Annotated in this window: 25 protein-coding genes; 10 read left to right on the forward strand and 15 right to left on the reverse strand. The window is 32.8% G+C overall.

Annotation, left to right across the window (positions count from 1 at the left end; all coding sequences use genetic code 11):
- Positions 1-191 precede the first annotated feature (191 nt).
- A complete protein-coding gene (locus ACXGSQ_RS13210) occupies positions 192-1,118 on the forward strand; it encodes a peptidoglycan DD-metalloendopeptidase family protein (protein ID WP_458626627.1) in 927 nt (308 codons plus the stop codon).
- Positions 1,119-1,177: 59 nt separating this feature from the next.
- Positions 1,178-3,406, forward strand: coding sequence for a type IA DNA topoisomerase (locus ACXGSQ_RS13215; protein ID WP_458626628.1), 2,229 nt, complete (start codon positions 1,178-1,180; stop codon positions 3,404-3,406).
- Here ACXGSQ_RS13215 and ACXGSQ_RS13220 read toward each other — a convergent pair.
- The 4 genes from ACXGSQ_RS13220 to ACXGSQ_RS13235 all read right to left on the reverse strand — a co-directional run bounded on the left by ACXGSQ_RS13220 (position 3,396) and on the right by ACXGSQ_RS13235 (position 7,650).
- A complete protein-coding gene (locus tag ACXGSQ_RS13220) occupies positions 3,396-3,866 on the reverse strand; it encodes a GyrI-like domain-containing protein (RefSeq protein ID WP_458626629.1) in 471 nt (156 codons plus the stop codon). The genes ACXGSQ_RS13215 and ACXGSQ_RS13220 overlap by 11 nt on opposite strands.
- Before the next feature lie 64 nt (positions 3,867-3,930).
- The gene (locus ACXGSQ_RS13225) at positions 3,931-4,392 is read right to left on the reverse strand and encodes a cold-shock protein (RefSeq protein ID WP_458626630.1); all 462 of its coding nucleotides are present in this window, start codon (positions 4,390-4,392) and stop codon (positions 3,931-3,933) included.
- Positions 4,393-4,718: 326 nt separating this feature from the next.
- Positions 4,719-5,180 carry a hypothetical protein gene (locus ACXGSQ_RS13230; protein WP_458626631.1) on the reverse strand — a complete coding sequence of 154 codons (462 nt, stop codon included), beginning with the start codon at positions 5,178-5,180 and terminating at the stop codon, positions 4,719-4,721.
- 1 nt (position 5,181) lies between these two features.
- Complete coding sequence (locus tag ACXGSQ_RS13235) at positions 5,182-7,650, reverse strand: zinc-dependent metalloprotease (protein WP_458626632.1); 2,469 nt, start codon at positions 7,648-7,650, stop codon at positions 5,182-5,184.
- Positions 7,651-7,786: 136 nt separating this feature from the next.
- Between ACXGSQ_RS13235 and ACXGSQ_RS13240 the strand changes: the two genes are divergently transcribed.
- Together ACXGSQ_RS13240 and ACXGSQ_RS13245 are read left to right on the forward strand one after the other, a co-directional pair.
- The gene (locus ACXGSQ_RS13240) at positions 7,787-8,083 is read left to right on the forward strand and encodes a DUF3817 domain-containing protein (RefSeq protein WP_458626633.1); all 297 of its coding nucleotides are present in this window, start codon (positions 7,787-7,789) and stop codon (positions 8,081-8,083) included.
- Complete coding sequence (locus ACXGSQ_RS13245; protein ID WP_458626634.1) at positions 8,076-9,314, forward strand: mechanosensitive ion channel family protein; 1,239 nt, start codon at positions 8,076-8,078, stop codon at positions 9,312-9,314. Before ACXGSQ_RS13240 ends, ACXGSQ_RS13245 begins: the two co-directional genes overlap by 8 nt.
- Here the strand turns inward: ACXGSQ_RS13245 and ACXGSQ_RS13250 are convergent, their stop codons facing one another.
- Positions 9,315-9,698, reverse strand: a complete 384-nt coding sequence (locus ACXGSQ_RS13250) for an acyl-CoA thioesterase (RefSeq protein WP_458629361.1) — start codon at positions 9,696-9,698, stop codon at positions 9,315-9,317. It abuts the gene before it with no gap.
- A gap of 202 nt (positions 9,699-9,900) precedes the next feature.
- Here ACXGSQ_RS13250 and ACXGSQ_RS13255 point away from each other — a divergent pair, with 202 nt between their 5' ends.
- Positions 9,901-10,317, forward strand: a complete 417-nt coding sequence (locus ACXGSQ_RS13255) for a glyoxalase (RefSeq protein ID WP_458626635.1) — start codon at positions 9,901-9,903, stop codon at positions 10,315-10,317.
- A 58-nt stretch (positions 10,318-10,375) separates the two neighbouring features.
- Complete coding sequence (locus ACXGSQ_RS13260) at positions 10,376-10,516, forward strand: hypothetical protein (RefSeq protein ID WP_458626636.1); 141 nt, start codon at positions 10,376-10,378, stop codon at positions 10,514-10,516.
- On the opposite strand, the gene ACXGSQ_RS13265 is transcribed toward ACXGSQ_RS13260, so the two are convergent.
- The 3 genes from ACXGSQ_RS13265 to ACXGSQ_RS13275 form a co-directional block, all read right to left on the reverse strand.
- Positions 10,511-11,188, reverse strand: a complete 678-nt coding sequence (locus ACXGSQ_RS13265) for a DUF2461 domain-containing protein (protein ID WP_458626637.1) — start codon at positions 11,186-11,188, stop codon at positions 10,511-10,513. The two genes, ACXGSQ_RS13260 and ACXGSQ_RS13265, sit on opposite strands and share 6 nt — an antisense overlap.
- Positions 11,189-11,280: 92 nt before the next feature.
- Positions 11,281-11,448 (reverse strand): hypothetical protein, encoded by a 168-nt coding sequence (locus ACXGSQ_RS13270; protein WP_458626638.1) that lies wholly within the window; start codon positions 11,446-11,448, stop codon positions 11,281-11,283.
- A 120-nt stretch (positions 11,449-11,568) separates the two neighbouring features.
- Positions 11,569-12,471 (reverse strand): mechanosensitive ion channel family protein, encoded by a 903-nt coding sequence (locus ACXGSQ_RS13275; protein ID WP_458626639.1) that lies wholly within the window; start codon positions 12,469-12,471, stop codon positions 11,569-11,571.
- Positions 12,472-12,815: 344 nt separating this feature from the next.
- Between ACXGSQ_RS13275 and ACXGSQ_RS13280 the strand changes: the two genes are divergently transcribed.
- On the forward strand, positions 12,816-13,037 hold the full coding sequence (locus ACXGSQ_RS13280) for a hypothetical protein (RefSeq protein WP_179375806.1): 222 nt from the start codon (positions 12,816-12,818) through the stop codon (positions 13,035-13,037).
- 124 nt (positions 13,038-13,161) lie between these two features.
- Positions 13,162-13,587: a hypothetical protein gene (locus ACXGSQ_RS13285; protein ID WP_458626640.1), complete on the forward strand. Its 426-nt coding sequence runs from the start codon at positions 13,162-13,164 to the stop codon at positions 13,585-13,587.
- Positions 13,588-13,645: 58 nt separating this feature from the next.
- On the opposite strand, the gene truA is transcribed toward ACXGSQ_RS13285, so the two are convergent.
- The gene (gene truA / locus ACXGSQ_RS13290) at positions 13,646-14,431 is read right to left on the reverse strand and encodes a tRNA pseudouridine(38-40) synthase TruA (RefSeq protein ID WP_458629362.1); all 786 of its coding nucleotides are present in this window, start codon (positions 14,429-14,431) and stop codon (positions 13,646-13,648) included.
- A gap of 70 nt (positions 14,432-14,501) precedes the next feature.
- Here truA and ACXGSQ_RS13295 point away from each other — a divergent pair, with 70 nt between their 5' ends.
- Together ACXGSQ_RS13295 and ACXGSQ_RS13300 are read left to right on the forward strand one after the other, a co-directional pair.
- Positions 14,502-15,299 carry a LytTR family DNA-binding domain-containing protein gene (locus ACXGSQ_RS13295; protein ID WP_458626641.1) on the forward strand — a complete coding sequence of 266 codons (798 nt, stop codon included), beginning with the start codon at positions 14,502-14,504 and terminating at the stop codon, positions 15,297-15,299.
- 95 nt (positions 15,300-15,394) lie between these two features.
- Complete coding sequence (locus ACXGSQ_RS13300; protein ID WP_458626642.1) at positions 15,395-16,342, forward strand: DUF5694 domain-containing protein; 948 nt, start codon at positions 15,395-15,397, stop codon at positions 16,340-16,342.
- Between the two features lie 94 nt (positions 16,343-16,436).
- On the opposite strand, the gene ACXGSQ_RS13305 is transcribed toward ACXGSQ_RS13300, so the two are convergent.
- The 6 genes from ACXGSQ_RS13305 to hisB form a co-directional block, all read right to left on the reverse strand.
- The gene (locus ACXGSQ_RS13305) at positions 16,437-18,260 is read right to left on the reverse strand and encodes a T9SS type A sorting domain-containing protein (RefSeq protein WP_458626643.1); all 1,824 of its coding nucleotides are present in this window, start codon (positions 18,258-18,260) and stop codon (positions 16,437-16,439) included.
- A gap of 227 nt (positions 18,261-18,487) precedes the next feature.
- Entirely contained in the window at positions 18,488-19,102 is a 615-nt protein-coding gene (gene hisIE / locus ACXGSQ_RS13310) for a bifunctional phosphoribosyl-AMP cyclohydrolase/phosphoribosyl-ATP diphosphatase HisIE (protein WP_458629363.1), read from the reverse strand.
- A 48-nt stretch (positions 19,103-19,150) separates the two neighbouring features.
- Entirely contained in the window at positions 19,151-19,906 is a 756-nt protein-coding gene (gene hisF, locus ACXGSQ_RS13315) for an imidazole glycerol phosphate synthase subunit HisF (RefSeq protein ID WP_458626644.1), read from the reverse strand.
- A 63-nt stretch (positions 19,907-19,969) separates the two neighbouring features.
- Complete coding sequence (hisA, locus tag ACXGSQ_RS13320) at positions 19,970-20,704, reverse strand: 1-(5-phosphoribosyl)-5-[(5-phosphoribosylamino)methylideneamino]imidazole-4-carboxamide isomerase (protein ID WP_458626645.1); 735 nt, start codon at positions 20,702-20,704, stop codon at positions 19,970-19,972.
- Between the two features lie 105 nt (positions 20,705-20,809).
- Positions 20,810-21,391 carry an imidazole glycerol phosphate synthase subunit HisH gene (hisH, locus tag ACXGSQ_RS13325; RefSeq protein ID WP_458626646.1) on the reverse strand — a complete coding sequence of 194 codons (582 nt, stop codon included), beginning with the start codon at positions 21,389-21,391 and terminating at the stop codon, positions 20,810-20,812.
- 89 nt (positions 21,392-21,480) lie between these two features.
- Positions 21,481-22,617 carry a bifunctional histidinol-phosphatase/imidazoleglycerol-phosphate dehydratase HisB gene (gene hisB, locus ACXGSQ_RS13330; RefSeq protein WP_458626647.1) on the reverse strand — a complete coding sequence of 379 codons (1,137 nt, stop codon included), beginning with the start codon at positions 22,615-22,617 and terminating at the stop codon, positions 21,481-21,483.
- Positions 22,618-22,638: the final 21 nt, after the last annotated feature.

The raw sequence follows: 22,638 nt of genomic DNA on the forward strand, positions 1-22,638 counted from the left end.
TCTTTAGAAGCTGCAAATTTACAACACTTTGCTTTGCAAAAAAAGTCTCAGTTCAAATGTTACGGATCTAACGTCATGAAAATTATATTTTTTTGTTAAATAAGTTTAGAGGCATTTCAATAATTTGACATTGAAATAATAATTATTATATATTTACGTTTCATCAGCTTATTCGATTATTTTTTCCCTCTATGAAGTACCTTTTTTTTAGTATTGCTTTTTTGTGTAGCTCATTATTTATAGTTGCTCAAAACGATTCAATTCCTCAATCATTAAAGATAGAACTACAGACCTATAAACTTAAAAGAGGACCTGTTATTGAAACTATTGAAATTCCGCTGATCACAAAAAACGCTACGAAAATTGATATTAAAGCAGACCATTGGGATACCACTGTTTATAATCCTTATGTTGATACTGTTCAGGAATTCCCATTAGAATTACATTTTACCGATACAACCTATGCTTTTCCAGTACCACATACCAAAGTTGTTACATCGCGCTATGGATGGCGAAGAGGACGCGCACATAATGGTATTGATATCGATTTAGTTACTGGAGATACTGTTGTTTCTATCTTAGACGGAATTGTACGCTTTGCAAAATATGCTAACGGCTATGGAAATACGATTGTGGTGCGTCATTATAATGGTATGGAATCGACTTATGCCCACTTATCACATATAGGAGTAAAAGCCAACGACACCATAGCTAGAGGGCAGTATATAGGTAAAGGAGGTAATACAGGAAACTCTAGAGGTAGCCATTTGCACCTAGAATTGAGTTATAAAGGAGAGCATATTCATCCAGAATATCTTTTTGATTTCTCTCCTAAAAATACGATTCGATCAGAACAAGTTTGGGTGACACAAAAGTGGACGCATGCTAGATACCACAGTTCGAGACGCGCGAGTAAAGTTAAGGTTATAAAATCTGCTGATGAAGCAGCTTTGGCGAGTTTAGCTAAACAACCAAAAACATATATTGTACGAAAGGGAGATACACTCTATGCTATTTCTAGGCGGAACAACATGTCTATATCAAGACTTTGCAAAACCAATGCGATTAAACCATCGTCTCCTTTAAAAATTGGACAAAAATTACTTTTAGAACTCTAAAAAAATAACCTTTTCAACTATAAATTTCTGTATTTTCGCATTCATTTAATTCATTTTTCTTGAAAGTCTGTATTGCCGAAAAACCAAGTGTTGCTAGAGAAATCGCATCTGTACTAGGAGCTACCACCAAACGTGATGGCTACTATGAAGGGAATGGCTATGCCGTAACTTATACCTTTGGACATCTTTGTACCCTATTTGAACCTGCCGATTACAAACCGTATTGGAAAAGCTGGGATTTAAACAACTTACCCATGTTACCTGAAAAATTTCAGGTAAAAGTGGCTAATAACGATGGCATAAAGAAACAATTTAAGATTGTAAAAAGTTTATTTGATAAAGCCGATGTTGTCATTAATTGTGGTGATGCTGGTCAAGAAGGAGAATTAATTCAACGTTGGGTTATAAATGAAGCAAAATATAAAGGTAAAGTACAACGGTTATGGATTTCTTCCTTAACCACAGAAGCGATAAAGGAAGGTTTCAATAATTTAAAACCTTCTGAAAATTACGATAATCTCTATTATGCAGGATTTTCACGTTCTATTGGAGATTGGCTTTTAGGAATAAATGCAACACGTCTTTATACCGTAAAACACGGTGGCTATAAGCAAGTCTTATCTGTGGGACGTGTTCAAACACCTACGCTAGCAATGCTGGTAAATCGTTTTAAAGAGATTGAAAACTTTGTACCACAACCCTATTGGGAATTACAAACGCTTTATAGAGATACCCTTTTTAGTTATGAAGAAGGCCGTTTTCTTAAAATGGAAGACGGTGAAAAATTAGCTACTAAAGTCAAAGAACACGAATTTGAAATCGTTTCTATCACGAAAAAGAAAGGTACTGAGTATGCCCCAAAACTGTTTGACCTTACAGGTTTACAAGTTTATTGTAATACAAAGTTTGGATTTTCAGCAGATGATACACTTAAAATTGCTCAAAAATTATACGAGAAAAAAGCGGTGACTTACCCAAGAGTTGATACCACTTTTTTACCAAATGATGTATATCCTAAGGTTCATGGTATATTATCTAAATTAACTGATTATTCGAGTCTTACAACACCTATATTAAGCAAAAAAATAAAGAAGTCTTCTCGTGTCTTTAATGACAAGAAAGTGACCGATCACCATGCCATTATTCCAACCGGAATGCAAACCCATTTGCAATATAATGAGCAACAAGTCTACGATATTATTGTAAAACGTTTTATTGCTGTTTTTTATGACGATTGTAAAGTATCGAATACAACCGTTATAGGAAAAGCAGCAGATGTTAATTTTAAAACCACAGGAAAAGAAATTCTATCTAAAGGTTGGCGTGTTGTTTTTGAATCTGAAAAGTCTAATAAAAAAGAAGATGCTCTACTACCTACTTTTGTAAAAGGTGAAAAAGGACCACATGAACCTTCGTTCTTAGAAAAGCAAACTAAAGCCCCTAATCAATATACTGAAGCCACACTGTTACGGGCTATGGAAACTGCGGGAAAACAAGTTGAAGATGAAGAACTCAGAGACTTAATGAAAGAAAATGGTATTGGTCGTCCATCAACACGTGCCAATATTATTGAAACGCTTTTTAGACGAAAATACATCAAGCGAAATAAAAAACAAATTTTACCAACGGTTACAGGTATCCAATTGATTGATACCATACAAAATGAACTCTTAAAATCTGCGGAATTAACTGGTACTTGGGAAAAGCAATTAAAGGATATTGAAAAAGGCAATTATAGCGCTAGTGCGTTTATTAAAGGTATGAAACGCATGGTTGATGCTTTAGTTTATGAAGTACGAAGCGAAAAAGTACAAACACGGATTTCTGCTGTAAATAATAAACCTGCAGGAAAACCTAAATCGAAACCAAAATCTAAAGCCAAAGCCAACCATTTAGTTGGTAGCTCTTGTCCTAAGTGTAAATCTGGCGCCTTAATGAAGGGCAAGTCTGCCTATGGTTGTAATCTTTATGGTAAGTCTTGTGACTTTACTTTACCTTTTAGTTTTGGAGACAAAAAAATATCCGAAAAACAATATATTCGATTATTAAGCAAAGGCTCTACAGTAAATTTAAAAGGCTTTAAAATTGACGGACAAACGAAAGAAGGCTTATTACGCTTTGATGATGATTTTAAACTAAAATTTGAACCAAAGCAAACCGTCAAAAAAACAACAATTAAAGCTGGAGATGTCTGTCCTAAATGCAAAACAGGTAAAATACTACAAGGCAAGACTGCTTTTGGTTGTAGCAATTATAAAGTAGGTTGTGATTTTAGGGTTAATTTTTAATTAACCTTATAGGAACATAAAAATCTTCTTCAGAATCAGGACTACCATTTTTATACATTTCTCCCATCACTTGAAAATGTGGTCGTTCATCAATTTCATAACCTGAATTAGGTAGCCATTCCGTCATAATTTGTCGGTAGGTTTTTGAAGCATCCATCCCTTTATGCTGAAATACAGCATAATCACCTTTAAGAATTGTAAAGCTTGTCATGCCATCAGGAATAGCATTATAACTTGAGACCTCTACACAAGCCCAAATCACAAAAGGGGTTTCCATAGCATTGAAATCATCATAAATTTGTAAAGCTATAAATTCAGAAGTCAACCGATTAGAAATTGCGCTTTGTTTTGGCATAAAACGCTTCCATAAGGCTACAATATTACCAAAGGCACCATGAGACATGGAACTTTTCATTCCAACGACTGTTTTGGTTTTGATTGTTAGTATTTGTGGAGCCATAACATTAAAAAAAAACCATCATAAGTATTAATTATGATGGTTCTATATGATTTATGAGGAAACACTATTTCACTAGTTTTACTCTAACGGCGTTCATACCACGTTGTCCTTTCTCTAATTCAAAAGTAACTTTGTCGTTTTCTGCTATTTCGTCAATAATACCACTGACGTGTGTAAAATGCTTTTCGTTAGTTTCTGTATCTATAATAAATCCAAAACCTTTAGAGTTATCATAAAACGAAACTTTTCCATTTCTAATTGGATCAAACGGTTCTTCGTCTGATTCTTCTTTTGTAGGAATACCAAGAACAATATTCTCAGCTTTTACCTTCACCTTCATTGATGGATCTGGAGGAGTATCTGTAAGATTACCATTATGATCTACATAGGCAATCGGGATTCCTTCTGAACCATTTTCATCTTTGTTGAGTTTACGCGCTTCCATTTTCTTGCGCTTGTCTTCTCGTTTTTTTAATCGTTTTTTTTCTTTTTCACTTTTACTAAAAGTTTGTTGTGATTTAGCCATTCGTAGTTTTAAAAATTAATATGTGTGTGCTTTTGAAAATATTTATAATGCAAACAAGTTAATCAACTTAACAATGAATAGTATTAAAATCTAGTACAATAACTTAAGAAATAATGTTATTTGTGTAGTATATCTTCAATGAACCGACTACAAAGATACAATTTCTATACCAATTATTAAATTTTAAAGCGCATAAAGAATACTGCATAGTACGATAAGCATAAGACCTAATCATTTTATGGTAGTATTTTCAGCTCTAATAGCTTTACATTACAACTGCAATCGCTTTATACCACGGGTTATATAAAAACAGTGCTATAGCGTTTTTATAACTTAACTAATTGACCTGTGTAATTCAGTTGGGCACCACTACTATCCGTTAGCGTTAAGAAGGCTTTGCCATTTGGTTTTGCTACAATACTTAAATTGTGCAATTTAGCTTCAATAACAATTGAAATTTGTTGGTTTTCATCATTAAATACAGTGTCAATGGTAGCATTGCTTTCTTTTAAAGTATAAATAACCTTATCCTTAGAAAAACCTTGTAATTGACCTGACACATTCAACTTGCTTATACTAATTTGATTTACTTCACCATCTAGTAATTCCCTATCCAAGCCATTATGTACAACATTGGCTACAAACTTATAAGCTTGTGTTTTCACTAAGGCTTTAGAATTATGATAACTTATCGAAAAAGCTTCTTGTTGACTTATTTCAGATTGTGCTGTTACTAAGGTTGTTGCTGAAAGACTAAAAAGCAAGGCTAATAAAACTATTTTTTTCATATTATTTTGGGTCTAAAATGTTGTTTATACGTTCTATACCATCTTGATAATGGTACTTTGTTTCTGTGTTTAAATTTGTTTTTGATGCTGCCATAAGTAAACGCTTTACAACGTTTAACTCACCTCTAACCAGCGCTCTTACATCAGATTGATTAACATTAAAATACTGTCTACTGCGATTTGGATCCAACTCTTCAGTCATTAATTCAAACATCGCATCTAAATAAACACGCTGCAAATTACGTCTAAAAACTGAAACATTTGTACCTGATTTTGCTTCAGACCAAATTCCTGTTCTTAAATCCTTCAATAATTCTAATGCCGAATAACTTTTAGTATCTAAAGCATGATGGTCTATTAAGCGACCTAAACGTTCAAAGTTTAATAAATTATTTAGGTGTCGCGATTGTAAACTTCGAATACGCTCTGTATAACCTGCGTAATTTATATTCTGAAGAATCGATTTATCTATTAACCACTCTGGAGTTTCAAAAGCATTGCTATGTAACCATTTTACTGCGGCTTTTTGATATGATTTAGAAACAGGACTAAAAACAACACCTTGTTGAGACGGATTTTTAGTATCTTCTATGACTCCTCCCACATGGGTAACAACATGTCCCACATAACGACTCCATACACTGAGTAATTCTCCATAAAGCTCTTCTAAATCTTCGTAGTTATCCGTTTGATCACTTGTCCAACTTGGTAAATTTTTAGCAACAATTTTTAAATTTTTAAGTCCATAAGTACTCGCTTTAATACTATTGTTTCCAATATCTTCGGTTTGTGCTGTGGGATCATAATTACCACGTTGTCCAAATTTATAAATTGGATTCCCTGCCTTTTCCATAATCCAACGTTCTAATATTGGCTTTTCGTCTTCAGCAGATTTAGCTTCATCTATATATCTATAGCCATAATTAATAGCATAGTCGTCATAAGGCCCTAACTGTCTAATAAACCGAATATTTTCATCACCTGGTTGTGCGATATAATTATAGCGCGCATAATCCATAATGGTTGCTGCTATACCATTTTTTTGCGTAAACGCACCATCTCTATAATTTTCTACATCATACGCATAACTTGCACTCATATTATGTGGCAAACCTAAAGTATGACCAACTTCATGAGCAATTACCATTTTCATCATTTCTCCAATGTCGGCATCTGGTGTGTTTAAAGTTCGAGCAGATGGATTGGCAGCCCCCGTTTCTAATAAGTAACGGTTTCTATATGAGCGCAAATGATTATGATACCATATAATATCGCTTTCAATAATTTCACCACTTCTAGGATCAGACACACTTGGACCTGTAGCATTTCTAGTAGTACTAGCAACATACCTTACTACAGAATATCTAATGTCTTCAGGGCTAAAATCTGGATCTTCTTCTTTGCTAGGTGGATCTTTTGCTATAATTGCATTTTTAAAACCTGCGGCTTCAAAAGCTTTCTGCCAAAGTTCAATTCCTGCTTTCATATACGACCTAAACTTCATTGGAGTTGCAGGGTCTAAATAATAAACAATAGGTTTTACAGGTTCAACTAATTCACCTCTTTTATAAGCTTCAATATCTTTGGGAATTAATTTCCAACGTCTTAAATATGTTTTTTTATCAGATTTTAAGGCTTCACTGCTATAATCATATTTACTCATGGTAAACCAACCAACACGTTGATCGTAAAGACGTGATTGCATTGGTATTTCTGGCAATAAAATCATTGATTGATTCATTTGCACACTAATGGTTTCGTCTCCTGTGTTTACCGGTGGATTAGACGCATTATAGGTAAAATCTTGTATGACTTCAATATTTTCAGGGAAACTCTTAACAGAATTGATAAAACTTCGTGATTTATCTAAATTCTTAACCTTATATGTAGAACGTAATCTTGACGATAACCCACTAATGGCTTTAACATCTGAACCGTAAAAACTAGTTACATCAATAACGACTGAAGACGAATCTTTAGAAAAGGCCGCGATATCAAAAGCATATAATGTAGGTTCGTAGTTATTCGATTTTACAGAAACGTTAATTGGTAAACTATCTTCAGCTACTGCACTCGACGATTTTTCTTTAATAAGAATTTTGTTTTTAAAACGTTCCCAATTAATCATTCGTGTATTGGTTTTAGTGCCGGCATTGACATAACCTCCCCCTAAATTTGAAGGTAGTTTAGAAAAACGACTGACCAAGAGCATATCTGTATCTAAATACTTCATTGGAATTTCAAAATAGTATGTTTCACCAACTAAATGCACATCAAACAACCCCTTATCCGAAATAGCATCTTTTGTAATGACCTTATCATAGTCTTTAATTTTACTAGTACTCTTTTTAGGAAGTTGTGTTTTTGATTGTGCCGTTTGGCTATTCGTTTTTTTCTTACGGATAGATTGCGCTGTTGCACAAGACACTAAGACAAACGAACATAGTGCGAGGGTTAAAATTTTTCTCATGAGTGGATAGCTGATTAATTGAAAATATTGTTAAATATAAATAATAGAATTTTAGTTTTTAGGTAATTTCTTAAAAGCTGTTAAAATCTATGCTTTTTACCTATTTCTAAAGTACTTTTGCACAAAATTTAATACGATGCCAAAATTGTTACCTGTTTTTAGGATTATAGCTTTGTTAGAAGGTATTTCTTATATCCTATTATTATTTATAGCGACACCTATAAAATATATTTATGAGGAACCGCAATACGTAAAATTATTAGGAATGCCTCATGGTCTTTTGTTTATGGCTTATGTCGTTATAGCGGTATTAATAAGTAATGATATGAAATGGCCTACACGTACACTTTGGATTGTTTTATTGGCTTCTATTATTCCTTTTGGAACGTTCTATATTGATAAAAAATACTTAACTAAACCTCGTCGTGCTTAACATAAGACATCTTTTATATGATTTTCTAATCGAAAACGGCTTATCTGAGGATACTTCCAAGTATCTTAACATGCTTGGGCTTCTCTTGGCATTACTATTAATTGCGTTTATAATTGATTATATAACGAAACGCTTTTTATGGAGATTTTCTGCTGGGGTAGCTAAGCGTACCAAAACTGATTTTGACAATATTCTTATCGCTAATAAGCTTCCTAGAAACGTAGCCCATATTATTCCATTATTAATTCTAATTGAATTTATCCCTCAGGTCTTTACCGATTTCGAAGTTGCTCAAAACATTATCGAAAAAACCTTGAAGGTTATAACAATTGTTCTTACCCTTCAAATTATTAGAAGTCTTTTAAGTTCTGTAAAAGATTATCTTAAAACATTATCGCGATATAAGGATAAACCTATAGATAGTTACGTACAAGTCTTTATGATTTTTGCGTGGCTTCTTGGCTTCTTTTCAATTTTAGCCATAATAACTGGAGTCTCATTTTTTCAATTTGCCACGACTTTAGGTGCGGCCTCTGCTGTAATTTTATTGATATTTAAAGATACCATCTTAGGTTTTGTTGCTAGTATCCAAGTTTCGATAAACGATATGGTACGCATTGGTGATTGGATTACGTTTGAAAAATATGGTGCCGACGGTGATGTTATTGAAATTAATTTAGCGACTGTTAAAGTCCAGAATTGGGACAAAACAATAACAACAATTCCCACGTATGCATTAATTTCAGATTCGTTTAAGAACTGGAGAGGGATGATGGATTCTGGAGGACGCCGCATTAAACGTTCCGTCATTGTTAAGACTTCTACAATTAATTTTTTAACCGATGAAGATATAGAACGATTTAGTAAAATTCAATTGGTTTCAGACTATTTAAAAACCCGTTCTGCAGAAATTGAAAATTATAATAATACCCATAATATCGATAAATCGGTTTTAATCAATGGCAGAAACCTAACCAATTTTGGTGTGTTTAGAAAATACCTTCAAACGTATATAGAAAATCATTCAGCCATAAATAAAGACATGACTTTAATGGTGCGCCAATTAGAGCCTACTCCACAAGGAATCCCTATGGAAGTTTATGCCTTTAGCAGTGATCAACGTTGGAAGAATTATGAATATATCTTAGGCGACATATTTGACCATATACTCGCTTCTGTAAACTATTTTGATTTAGAGATTTACGAGCTCTCTCTCGGAAAGAACGACTAACTATAATCGATCTTTTACAAACTCAACTTCCGTTTTTCCATGAGGTGCTGGTTTTCCATCAGCGCCTAAATTGACCATAACGATATTGTCTACGGTTAATATGGTTTCTCTGGTCATTTTATTTCGAGCTTCGCACTTTAAGGTCAATGATGTTTTCCCGAATTTGACAACTTCAATACCTAATTCAACAATATCTCCTTGTACAGCAGAACTCATAAAATTAATTTCGGATATGAATTTGGTTACAATTTTTGAATTTTCGAATTGAATAATGGTATAAAGTGCTGCTTCTTCGTCTATCCAAGCTAAAAGTTGTCCTCCAAATAAAGAACCATTTGGGTTTAAGTCTTCAGGTTTTACCCATTTCCTAGTATGAAATCTCATCATTTGATTTATCTATTTTTTGTATTTATAAACTCAAAGATAACCCTTAACTTAAAATAATTGGTATTGAATAGTATTACATTTATGAATAACAAAATCAGTAATGTTAATAAGAGCGTTAACAACATGTTTTTACTATAAATTGTGCATAAAACTAATTACTTAATTTTAATGTAGAATTAATCCTTAATAAAACCATATCATGTCCACTAGATCAGAAGACCTACTATCGATTAGACCCGAAATTGCATCTGCTAAAGTTTATGAAGGAATGCGTGCTGAAGAGTCGTTTCAGAATATAACTTTACGCCCCATTATAAAGCTACAGCATAATTTAATCATTGCTGTTTTTAGTCATTATATTTTTAAACGCAAAAATGTATTTTTCGAATTATCCTTACCTAAACAACTCGACTATATTGATCATGCCATTCAAAAAGATCTAAAACTACGAAACTCTTTGAAAGGAATGATTATAGGTCAGTTTACGGTTGAAGAATATGAACTATACATACAAAACTCTTCCGCTTTAAATAAACGTATGATGACCATAGTAAAAGAACGCTTAATCAATAGTATCCAACTTTTTATAAAACCTCCAACTTTAAAGACGGCTTAGTCTCCTTTAATGAACATAAAAACTGCTCGATAGTATCACTTTTTATATCACACTAAGCATGGTAAAAGTTGACCTAGAGGCTTCTGAGTATTACGTTATTTCTCTAGCATCACCTCTAGGGCAATTACTTAAGTATCGTAAAACAGGCGACCAATTTCAGTTTAATAATAAAAGCTATCTCATTAAAGCAGTATTATAATAATGACTCTCCATTTAAATTCGTTGTAAGCACATCACTCATGTAGTTAAAGAATGGTCTCACATTTTTAAACGCCTGATTAACGTTGTTTAAAAAATCATCGGCCAACACTTCTTGGTCGGTATATTTTTTAACGAAGATAAATTGTTTCCGTCTTATTAAGTCTATTGAAGGATGCTCCTTATCAAAGCCTTTAGGTGCTGTCTTAAGCTCATCTCCTGTAAAACCACCCCAAGTGGTTTTAAATGTTTGATTGTTTAAAATAGCGCGCATTTCGCTATCATCCATTTCAAATTCTTTCCTTATCCGTAACAACTCTTCTTTGCTAGGGTCCCAAAACCCTGTTGCAATAAACGATTCATCATTAGGTTGAATATGTAAATAATAACCACCTCTTAGTTCTGGCTTCTTTCTAGCAAACGAACCTCCAAAGTGCGTTTTATAAGGTAACTTATTTTTAGAAAAACGCACATCCCTATAAATTCTAAACATCTTAATGTTTTCAATCTGATCATGAGCACTCATTAATTCTCCTAAATAATTATACGCCTCCTTTACCTTTCCTTCAATAACTTTAAATTCAGGTTTATGATCATTGAACCAGTCACGGTCATTATTTTTTTCGAGTTTTTTAAAAAAAGTAAATGTTTCTTTTGGAATAGAATGACTCATAAGGCTTAAGAATATTGAATTATTGTTTAGTATATAAAAATATAAAAAGCCATCGAGACGACGGCTTTTTACTTTAATATTTACACTTTTGTTTATTCATCAATGGCATCTCCAACATCATCTGCTACGTCTTCGATAGCATCACCAGTATCGTCTACTGCATCTTCAATCTTATCTCCTGTAGATTTTTGTTCTCTACAACTCGTTGTCATTAGACTTAAACTAAATAGGGCTATAAATAAATAACTAAATTTTTTCATTGATTTTGATTTTAATGGTTAATGTATATTACAAATATCTACAATACAACATCATCTGATTTGCTCTTATCCTAAGAGTTTTAACGCTATTAAAAAGCACAATTCAGTTTAAAAGACTGTTTAGTTCCTAGACGGTGAAGTTTTCTGTTTTACAGATTCGATATCTAAATTATTACTGAACTGTAACGTTCTAATTGGAAAGGGAATATTGATCCCATCAGCATCGTATGCTTTTTTGATTTCTATAATGGCTTTCGTTTTTGCCCTTAATTTTTCAAGCATACTTTCTGCATCAATCCAAAATCGACATAAGTAGTTAATGGAACTATCACCAAATTCTGTATAATAAAATTCAACATCATCTGACGATTCAACCTGATTAAAAGTTTTAGCAATAACATCTTTAGTGAGCTGTTGTACTTTTTCTAAATCGGACTCATAACCTACTCCACATTCTATAAAGACTCTCATTTTTGTGGTAAGGGAATAGTTTTTCAAGGGATTATCTAAAATGGTTTTATTAGGAATAATAACAATATTATTATCGGCTTCTTTAAGCGTAAAATCTTTAAGGTTAATATCTATAACCTCACCTGAAAACCCTGTTGTCTCTACCCAATTACCAATTTGAATTTTCTTTCTAAAAGACAAAACAAGTCCAGCAAACGTATTAGCAATAGTCCCTTGTAGTGCTAAACCAATCGCCAAACCTACAACTCCTGCACCAGCTAGCAAGGATGTTAAGGCTTTTCCTAAATTTAAAATCCCTAAAGCAATAAATAAGCCGAAGGCTACAACTAACACAGCGACAACCCTAGCCATAGCATTTTTTATAGAATCTTGTTCAATACGCTTAGAGACGATTCGTTTAACAAGTCGTCTAACATATTTAGCTGCAAAATATGAAGCGATCATTACGATAATAGCTAAAATAAAATTTGGAATATTCTCTATTATGGCATTAAACCAACCGATTAATTTATCTATTAAATTTCCTAGTGCTGTATTGAATTGTTCTCTCATATAGTCATTGAATTTTTAGATCGACTTACGCCTATGTGCAAAGATCTATAGGATAAGTAAAGAAACTTTGCTCTTATCCTATGAGTTTTAACGCTAATCCATAAGGGTTAACCCTAATTCTATCTTTAAACTTTTAGAATATAAACTTTTACACCTGAGAATTCTAGATCCAACGCTATATAAATTAAAATAATTTCAATACAGGAATTTAAGGCAACTAAAACAACAAGTATTACTGGTAACAATTATAAAACGTAACGTGGTTAATAATTGTTTCAGAATAAACTTGTGAGGTATAATAATATTTACTATTATGCACAACTTTTAAAACAGACATTATATTTATGGGTAGACCAGCAACAAGACCAACAGCACTAAAGGACGGTTTCTATATTGAGATTAGAAACAAAGGCTCAAAATCAGGCGTAAAACTTTACAGTGGAACTAAATTACAGATGCATCGCGCTATAAAAATGTACGAACGCTCTAAAGAAGTTATCATTTTAGGTGAATCTGTCAATGGAAAATTTGTGGATAAAGAACCAAAACTTCACGTTGCAGATTAAATCAACGTATTTTTTATATAACTAATTTTCTATAGGAGTTAGTGTTTAAATTAAGTTTTCATAAATTGTTGATATAAAAGCTCTTAGTTACACTTTTAAATAAATCAATTTAATCAGCATTATTATGTCAAGTTCTATTAACAAACTACCTATTAGCTTTTGGATTATCAGTGTTTTAGCATTATTATGGAATAGCGCTGGCGTAATAGCTTATTTAACACGAGCTTTTATAACAGATGACGTCATTGCACAATTACCTAAAGCGCAACAAGCAGAATTCTTAGTAGAATATCCTGTTTGGTATACAGCAGCATTTGCTTTAGCTGTTTTTTGTGGAGCTTTAGGATGTATAGCCTTATTAATACGAAAAAAATGGGCTTATACATTATTTATTATTTCGGCATTTGCTGCTATTATTCAACATGTGTATTTATTTACACATGTAGAAATGACATTAGCAATGTTAATAATGCCAATACTAGTAATTGTTGTTTGCCTCCTTTTAATTAAGTATTCAAAACATGCGATTTCCAAAGGATGGATGAAGTAAAAAAACGTAACCAACCAATCTCAAAGAGGTACTAGTTATATAATAATTAGTACCTTTTTTATTTAAAATCTACGGAATGTAATATTAAGCCAGATGCCGGTGCAATATAATCCATCACTTCAGTACTTTCATTTTCTAAGGTTTCTTTGATATAATCTAAAGTAACCTCTCCTCTACCCAATTTTATAAGGCAACCAAACATCAATCGAATTTGGTTTCGCATAAAGCCTTTACCAATCACTTTGAATACATACGATTTTTCAGGAAAAAAATTAGCCGTATAAATATTATTATCTACTATTTCTGAAGATTCGATTGTTCTCACATATTCTCCTCTGTCTGTAGCACGATAGCAATAGGTTTTAAAATTGTGAGTACCTTCAAATAATTTGGCGCCTTGTTTCATTAAATCCACATCCAGCGGTTCGAGAATTGTAGTTAAAATAGGAGCGCAAAATGGATGGTTTTTTTGACCTTCAGAAAAGACATAATGATACTCTTTTAACTTTGAATCTTGTATAATATTAAATTTTTTATCGACTTCTTCTACAGACAAAGCCCTAATATCTTGCGGTAGATTATGATTAAATAGATCTAAAAAAGCATCAAAATCTTGAATTGGTTCATTATAAATAAATAATTCTAAAGCAGCTTCATTAGCAGAGACCATAGCATCTGTTCGGCCAGCGCCTAAAGTCTTAAATCGTATATCTTGAAGAATATACTTTAACGTACGATCAATCATTAGGTGTACCGTTTTTACATCGGGTTGCTTTTGCCAACCATGAAAACGATAGCCTAAATATTGTAATTTAATGAGATAATAATAACGTTTATCAAACATAGTGGCAAGAACGCTAATTTCTTTAAGATTCCAAAAGCAATGCTTACTTTTATAGTACAAAACTAAAAATTTGAAAAGACTTTACCCTTTTGATCCTTTAATAAAACATCATATCATTATTAGTTTATTATTAGCTAGTTGGGTTTTTGTTTTTTTATACTTCACAGAACCACTAGATGTTAATGAATTATCAAATAATGAAAAATTAGTTTATTTACCTAGTTATGGATTAGTCGTGGGATTTTGTTATTTGTTATTCTTACCCTTTCAAACCTATTTATATCACAGGTTAAAAAAACAATGGTTAATTTTTAGCGAATTAAGCTTTATACTCACGTTTTGTATAGTTACTATAACCATTTCACGGTGTTACTATTTATTCGTCGTTGTAGCAAATGAACCTAATCCCTATACTTTAGCTTATATGCTAACAGCAATATATCTTCCTGCAATTATTACAATCTTACCTATTATATTAATTGGAAGATTTAGTTTTGGAAAGTATTATGAAAAACAACTCGAAGATCAAAAGATCGAAATTAAAGGGGAAGGCAATTACGAAGGGTTACGCCTGCAACTGAATGACGTTATTAGTATACAATCTTCAGATAATTATATTGAAGTTTTCTACCTCACGGGTAACACCTTGAAAAAAACATTAATTAGAAATAAACTTTCAATTATTGCTGATGACTTTCCGGAATTACTTCGCACGCATCGATCCTATCTTATTAATCCTTTTCATTTTCAACAATGGAAAACGGAAAATGGAAAGCGTTTTGTAATCCTTAACCACCAAATAAAAGTCCCCATTTCTAAAACCTACCAAAAGGCTACAAAATTAGCGATTAATTCCGCCACAAACTAAGGTCATTTCACCCCAAACCCCTATTCTTATTGAATAAATATCATTTTCATAATTAAGTTTGCTTCAAGAAAGTTTAACACCAAAACAGCTTAATTATGAGAACACTATTCACTTTTAGTATCGTATTATTTATTTTAACATTCAATGGAAATGCTCAAGAAGTCCAAAAAGAAATCTTAATCGTAGGTACGATGCATACAGTTCCAAAAATTGTTAAAAACAGTTATAAACCCATGCTAAGGCGCGCTAAGACATATAACCCTACAGCGATTTATGTAGAAAGTCCAAGAGGAAACGATACGTTAAGTTGGGAATATTTAAAAGACGGCTGGTCAGAAAGTTACAAAGCATTTTATTATTTATCGGATTCAATCCAAAGTGTATTTAAACCTAATGTAAAAAAATATCATACTATTCTCGAAAAATCTTTTTCAGATATGACTTCTGAAGATTTAGATTTTATGATCTCAACGTTTGCTTATAATAGAGATAATGCTAATCATGAATTTTACAATTATATAAAAACATACGGTATACAAGGTTCTAAAAAACCAACACGTTATGAAGATGGCGATCTTACTTTTAAGCTTGCTTTGTATCAAGACCTAAAATTATTAACTTCTATGGACGACCAAAGCACCAATAGGGAATATCATGAAGCATGGTCAAAATGTAGTAAAGAAGGGCAATCTAATGGAAATAACACTATTAATCACAAACTAAATAAAAAGGCCTATAATGCTGCTATTTTACCTGCCATCTTTAGAGGTTTAGGTAAACACACCAACAAAAGAAAATCTTTAGAACAATTACATCTATCTAGTTCATTTACGTATGTTACTATTAAAACCGAAGGCTGTACGCAAGGCGAAATTTATTGGAATCAACGCAACATGAAAATGGCTAAAAACATAGGAGAACAAGTTATGGCTTCAGACTCAAAACGAAATATTGTTATTGTTGGAGCTTCTCATGTTATTGGATTAGAAAGCGAGCTAAAGACTAACTATCCAGAATTAAAAATTGTTCTTGCTGGTGAATAAAACTTTCTTAAAATTACTGCAAAAACAAAAACAGCCATAATTTTTACAATTATGGCTGTTTCTAATTAAAGTACTGTTTTTCCTGATATACGAATTATCTAATGATTAGTTTTTCAATTCTTCTTTCATTTGTGTTATTATCTAACTCTACAATATACACACCAGACGTTAACTGACTAACATCAATAGATTGACTTGTATTATTAGTATTTAAAACATTAGTTAAAACAAGGCGACCATTAACATCAAATAATTTTGCTTCAGTTGTATTTTCTAATTGACCATTAATATTAATTGTCTTAGCAGCATTATTAACATAAATTTTTACAGCCTCCATATCTACATTAATTACACTAAGTGCATTAGTTTCAAATCTAAGGTAAAATCGTCCTGTTCCACTTAAATTAACAGCTGGAGTAAATACAAAATCGGATGTATTTAATAAGGTCACTGTATTACTCACAGTATCTTCTAAATACATGTTGGTATCATCAGACATATCACTTTCAGCGATACTAATAGTTAGCTCTTGACCTTGAGGGGCATTAACACCCAATGGCACAACAACATTACTCATGGATGAGTTATTGAAAGCTTGAATAGCTAATGGAATCTCTAAACTATTGTCCATTAAACTAGAATAAATTGAAAATGCTGGTGGATTTGATCCGAATAAACTAGCGTCATAACCAGGATCTAATCCCTCTGAAGCATTGCTATTAAAATAAAAATCTGTAGAATATAAAGAACTACCTGAACTTAAATTTAATTTGATATGTCCATAATGTGATGATACTGCATCTCTAGAAGACTCAATATTTGTAGATCCACCTGAACGCATACTAGTCGTAAAATCAATTGAACCACCGCCTGTTTTAGATTTAACAAAAAAGGCTTGTCCTGGAGCAATTAATTCTGTTACACCTGCTAGTTCAGTAGTTAGTTGATTCAAAATTCTCCATGGATTAGAACTATTACCTGTATAACAGTAAATGGCCATACTTTCTGGATCTAATTGACTAGAATTGGTCGCGTAAAAAGTATTAAAATCTATATATGATGGATATGGATTTCCTATTAAATTCCAAGAATCACCATCACCAGCGTTAGTAATTGCTACTCCTGAAACATTACCTGTTTCAACAGCTCCGGTATAAATCAAATTATTTCCATCAGAAGTAGCTGCTCTATAACCATTTCCTGCTGCAAGAACATGTGTAGCATCTCCTAATATATCAAGATTATTATAAGCCCCTGCTGAGGTAACAAAAGGAGCAAATGCCTTCATCGTTAACAATGACGGATTACCAGGCAAATTCGTATTAGCTAATGAAAATGCAGAAAATAGCTGTCCTGAAAGCGGTGCTGAAACTAATTCATTTGTTCCAAATATTGCTGTCTGTCTGCTATAGGTTACATTACCTACAATAGTTCCATCAGAAATTAAGCTAGAAAATTCTCCTGCCGTAGAATTTAATAAAACATTAGCTGTAACTGTTACTCCAGAGTTAATCGTTATAGAAGCACCTGCTTCTATCGTTATTAGGCTAAGTGTAAGATTTGTATCGATAACAATAGTTCCAGATTGAACGACAATTAAATCAGCAATGTTTAAGCCAATTACTAATGGATCTCCAACAACCCAACCATCATTATAAATATGTGTTACAGGAATATCAAAAGCACTTCGTTCAAGATTATCATTTTCTGAAGAAACATTTAGAGCATTTTCATAAGCTTCGGTAGATTTATATTCTGACTCATAAGCGGTTGAGTCAAAATAATTTTGGTCACCTGGTTCGTATTGACCTTGTAATTGGTTTTGGATATTGTATCCAGATTCAAATTGCTGCGCCTTTGATAAATTAGAAAAGCACAATGCAGATAAAAAAATTAAAGTAGGTTTATAGTTTTTCATGAGATAAGGGTTTTTGTTAAACATTTCTGTTCCACAAACTTATGAAATCCAAAAACCTATTCGTTGAAATTCAAATTTTATCGATTAAATTTTTTTATTTTCGATAAAAATCAAATAAATACGATAAACCACTTATTTAATCGATAAACAGTGCAGGTAGCTTAAATTTCATCAAAACTCTCTAAAACCCTACCTTAAACACTGATAATCAGTTAGTTATATTGCAATTATTTCGAATTTCGTTGTTGAAGAACAGATACGACATCACTAAGCCTAAAGCCTTTAGCTTGCAATAGCATTAAATAATGGAACAATAAATCTGCATTTTCCTGTAAGAAAAGTTCATCATTATCGTCTTTTGCTTCAATAACAACTTCCACAGCCTCCTCTCCTACTTTTTGTGCGATTTTGTTAATTCCTTTTGCGAATAAAGATGCAACATAAGACCTTTCTGAATCTGCTTCTTTTATTCTAGACGTAATAGTATCTTCTAATTGCGAAATAAAACCATAAGACACTTCATTGGTTTCATTCCAGCAAGTATCTGTTCCTTTATGACAAGTGGGACCTTTAGGGGTTACTTTTATTAATAAAGAATCACTATCACAATCGAGTTTGATATTTACTAAGTTTAAAACATTACCACTTTCTTCACCTTTTGTCCAAAGCCTTTGCTTTGTTCTACTAAAGAAAGTTACCAATTTAGTTTCTATGGTTTGCTTTAGAGCTTCAGCATTCATATACCCTAACATTAATACTTTATTAGTGCTAGCGTCTTGAATAATTGCTGGCACAAGACCGTCTGGGTTTTTATTGAAATCTACGTTCATAGTTATTGTTATGTTGTTTGAGCGTTTAACCTTAGAATTCGCTCGAACAGACGTTATTAATTATAATCTTACTGCTATACCTTTATTATGTAAGGCTTCTTTTAATTCAAAAATGGGGATTTCACCAAAATGAAATACACTTGCCGCTAATGCCGCATCTGCTTTTCCTTCTTTAAAAGTATCGACGAAGTGCTGAATCGTTCCTGCACCTCCAGAAGCTATTATTGGAATGTTCACTAAATCTGAAAGTTTTGCTAATGCTTTGTTTGCGAATCCAGCCTTAGTTCCATCATGGTTCATGGATGTAAATAATATTTCACCTGCACCACGTTGTTCGACTTCTTGTGCCCAATCGAATAAATTTAATGTTGTTGGAATAGTACCTCCTGCTAAATGGACTAACCATTCTCCATCAACTTCTTTAGCATCAATAGCAACCACTACACATTGACTTCCAAATTTATCTGAAAGCTCATTGATTAATTTTGGTCGTTTTACAGCCGAAGAATTAATAGAGACTTTATCTGCTCCACAATGCAACAAGTCATCCACATCTTCCACAGATGAAATTCCTCCACCTACTGTAAACGGTATATTAACTTGTTCTGCTACTTTTAAAACCATATCGTGCATGGTTTTACGGTTTTCTAAAGTGGCTGAGATATCTAAGAATACTAATTCATCAGCTCCTAAATCAGCATACTGCTTCGCTAATACTACAGGATCACCAGCATCTCTTAAATCTACAAAGTTCACACCTTTTACGGTCCTTCCGTTTTTAATGTCCAAACAAGGGACTATTCGTTTTGTTAACATAATTTCGCTTTTAGGAATTAGCCTTTAGATATTAGCTAAAAGCTAACACAACTAATCGCTATTTTATAAAAATCGTTCTAATTCTTTTAAACTTATTCTGTTTTCATAAATGGCTTTACCAATAATGACACCTTCACAACCTATATCTTTTAGTGCTTCTAAATCATTAACACCAGATACTCCTCCAGATGCTATAAGGTTTACAGACTGCACACCACTACTATTGCTACAAGCTTCAATTATATTTTTATAAAGTTCAATTGATGGGCCTTCAAGCATTCCATCTTTTGAAATATCTGTACAAATCACGTACTTAATTCGTTTTCTTTGATAATCTTTTATAAATGAAATGACTTCCTCTTTACTATTATCTTGCCAACCGTTTATTGCTATTTTACCCTTATTACTATCGGCACCCAAAATGATTTTCTGTGGTCCGTATTTAGACAACCAACCTTCAAAGATTTCCCGATCACTAACAGCAATACTGCCTCCAGTTATTTGTCTTGCGCCACAATTAAAAGCCACATTTAAATCTTCACTAGATTTTAATCCTCCACCGAAATCAATTTTCAGATTCGTCTTAGAAGCAATTACTTCTAAAACTTTATAATTAACAATGTGTTTTGCTTTCGCTCCATCTAAATCAACCAAATGCAAGTATTCAATACCTGAATCTTCAAAAGCCTTGGCGACTTCTAGTGGATTTTCGTTATATATTTTTTTGGTGTCGTAATCGCCTTTGGTTAAACGCACACATTTTCCTTCTATAATATCTATGGCTGGTATTATTCTCATGCTTACTTCCCACAAAAGTGGGAATCTCTTTTTTTAATTAATACTCTATTTCTATCGAGACCTTTCGACTGCGCTCAAGGCGACATTTATTATTGTTTTAAAACCTTATAATTTTAAAAAATTCTTTAGTAACTGTTCTCCTGCTTTGCTACTCTTTTCTGGGTGAAATTGAACACCAAAGAAATTGTCGTTTTCTAATGCCGAAGCATATTCTAATTCGTAATCAGACGTGGCAATAGATGCCTCGCACTGTTCTGCATAATAACTATGCACAAGGTACATGTATTCTTTTTCTTTTATCCCTTTAAATAAATCGGATTTGAGATTAGAAATTGTGTTCCATCCCATTTGTGGGACTTTAACGTTATTAGAAAATCGTTTTACATTGACATCAAAAATACCAAGTCCGGTGGTATCACCTTCTTCACTATGACTACACATTAATTGCATGCCTAAACAAATCCCCAAAACAGGTTGTTTTAAGGTTGGAATTAATTGATCTAATCCACTTTGTTTTAGTTTTATCATTGCCGAACTCGCTTCGCCAACCCCCGGAAAAATCACTTTATCTGATGTTATAATTTCTTCAGGACTATCCGTTAAAATAGCGTCATATCCTAAACGTTGAAAGGCAAATTGTATACTTTTAATATTTCCAGCTCCGTAATTTACTATTGATAGTTTCATTGACATTTTATTGTCATTCCTGCGAAAGCAGGAATCTAATTATTTAATTTTTCAAAGTGGATTCCTGCTTTCGCAGGAATGACAAATCATTACAGCATTCCTTTAGTACTTGGTAAAATCATTTTTTCGACATCTTGTTTAACGGCCATTTTAATCGCTTTTGCAAAGGCTTTAAATATGGCTTCAATTTTATGATGTTCGTTGGTGCCTTCTACTTTAGTATTCAAATTACATTTAGCTCCATCTGTAAACGATTTAAAGAAGTGATAAAACATTTCGGTAGGCATTTTCCCAATCATTTCACGTTTAAATTCGGCTTCCCAAACCAGCCAATTTCGACCACCAAAATCAATGGCAACTTGTGCTAAACAATCGTCCATAGGCAAAGAGAATCCGTAACGTTCTATACCTAATTTATTTCCTAAGGTTGTAGCAAACACTTCTCCTAAAGCAATGGCTGTATCTTCTATGGTGTGGTGTTCATCAACGTCTAAATCACCATCTACCTTAATATTTAAATCGAGTTGCCCATGACGTGCAATTTGATCTAGCATATGATCAAAAAATGCAATTCCGGTAGCGATGTTGCTTTTCCCTGTTCCATCTAAATTAATATCAATTTTAATTTTAGTTTCATTGGTGTTTCTTTCGATGCTTCCAACGCGTTCTGTGGTTTTAAGAAATTTGTAAATCGCTTCCCAATCATTAGTTTCTAAAGCTATATAGTCTTCCAATTCATTATTACTTACTGTAACTTCATCGGTTCCTAAATTGGTGTTGTCATTTATAAAAATGCCTTTTGCACCAAGGTTTTTAGCCAATTCAACATCAGTAAGGCGATCTCCAATTACAAATGAATTCTTTAAGTCATAAGGTTCCGAAAAATACTTAGTCAACAAACCTGTATTTGGCTTACGTGTCGGAGCATTATCTTTAGCAAATGTCCTATCGATAAACTGCGCTGCAAAAACCACTCCTTCGGCTTCAAACGTCTTAATCACGAAATTATGAACAGGCCAAAAGCTGTCTTCAGGATACACTTCCGTCCCTAAACCATCTTGGTTGGTAATCATTACAATTTCGAAATTCAATTCTTTTGCAATTTTGCTTAAATATTGAAACACTTTCGGATAGAACTCTAATTTTTCAAATGCGTCAATTTGTTCGTCGGCAGGTTCTTTAATTAAAGTTCCGTCTCTGTCTATGAATAATACTGTTTTTTTCATAATACTTTCCCACGAAAGTAG

The sequence above is a fragment of the Winogradskyella sp. PC D3.3 genome, from assembly GCF_054366245.1.

Bases quoted from the DNA above. Each gene is read 5' to 3' on its own strand.
- hisB (WP_458626647.1), bottom strand. From the start codon at position 22,617: ATGAAAAAAACAGTATTATTCATAGACAGAGACGGAACTTTAATTAAA.
- hisA (WP_458626645.1), bottom strand. From the start codon at position 20,704: ATGAGAATAATACCAGCCATAGATATTATAGAAGGAAAATGTGTGCGT.
- ACXGSQ_RS13285 (WP_458626640.1), top strand. From the start codon at position 13,162: ATGTCAAGTTCTATTAACAAACTACCTATTAGCTTTTGGATTATCAGT.
- ACXGSQ_RS13265 (WP_458626637.1), bottom strand. From the start codon at position 11,188: ATGAGTCATTCTATTCCAAAAGAAACATTTACTTTTTTTAAAAAACTC.
- hisH (WP_458626646.1), bottom strand. From the start codon at position 21,391: ATGAAACTATCAATAGTAAATTACGGAGCTGGAAATATTAAAAGTATA.
- ACXGSQ_RS13255 (WP_458626635.1), top strand. From the start codon at position 9,901: ATGTCCACTAGATCAGAAGACCTACTATCGATTAGACCCGAAATTGCA.
- ACXGSQ_RS13280 (WP_179375806.1), top strand. From the start codon at position 12,816: ATGGGTAGACCAGCAACAAGACCAACAGCACTAAAGGACGGTTTCTAT.
- ACXGSQ_RS13225 (WP_458626630.1), bottom strand. From the start codon at position 4,392: ATGGCTAAATCACAACAAACTTTTAGTAAAAGTGAAAAAGAAAAAAAA.
- ACXGSQ_RS13210 (WP_458626627.1), top strand. From the start codon at position 192: ATGAAGTACCTTTTTTTTAGTATTGCTTTTTTGTGTAGCTCATTATTT.
- ACXGSQ_RS13260 (WP_458626636.1), top strand. From the start codon at position 10,376: ATGGTAAAAGTTGACCTAGAGGCTTCTGAGTATTACGTTATTTCTCTA.
- ACXGSQ_RS13270 (WP_458626638.1), bottom strand. From the start codon at position 11,448: ATGAAAAAATTTAGTTATTTATTTATAGCCCTATTTAGTTTAAGTCTA.
- ACXGSQ_RS13230 (WP_458626631.1), bottom strand. From the start codon at position 5,180: ATGAAAAAAATAGTTTTATTAGCCTTGCTTTTTAGTCTTTCAGCAACA.
- ACXGSQ_RS13240 (WP_458626633.1), top strand. From the start codon at position 7,787: ATGCCAAAATTGTTACCTGTTTTTAGGATTATAGCTTTGTTAGAAGGT.
- ACXGSQ_RS13235 (WP_458626632.1), bottom strand. From the start codon at position 7,650: ATGAGAAAAATTTTAACCCTCGCACTATGTTCGTTTGTCTTAGTGTCT.
- hisF (WP_458626644.1), bottom strand. From the start codon at position 19,906: ATGTTAACAAAACGAATAGTCCCTTGTTTGGACATTAAAAACGGAAGG.
- truA (WP_458629362.1), bottom strand. From the start codon at position 14,431: ATGTTTGATAAACGTTATTATTATCTCATTAAATTACAATATTTAGGC.
- ACXGSQ_RS13305 (WP_458626643.1), bottom strand. From the start codon at position 18,260: ATGAAAAACTATAAACCTACTTTAATTTTTTTATCTGCATTGTGCTTT.
- ACXGSQ_RS13220 (WP_458626629.1), bottom strand. From the start codon at position 3,866: ATGGCTCCACAAATACTAACAATCAAAACCAAAACAGTCGTTGGAATG.
- ACXGSQ_RS13275 (WP_458626639.1), bottom strand. From the start codon at position 12,471: ATGAGAGAACAATTCAATACAGCACTAGGAAATTTAATAGATAAATTA.
- ACXGSQ_RS13250 (WP_458629361.1), bottom strand. From the start codon at position 9,698: ATGAGATTTCATACTAGGAAATGGGTAAAACCTGAAGACTTAAACCCA.
- ACXGSQ_RS13300 (WP_458626642.1), top strand. From the start codon at position 15,395: ATGAGAACACTATTCACTTTTAGTATCGTATTATTTATTTTAACATTC.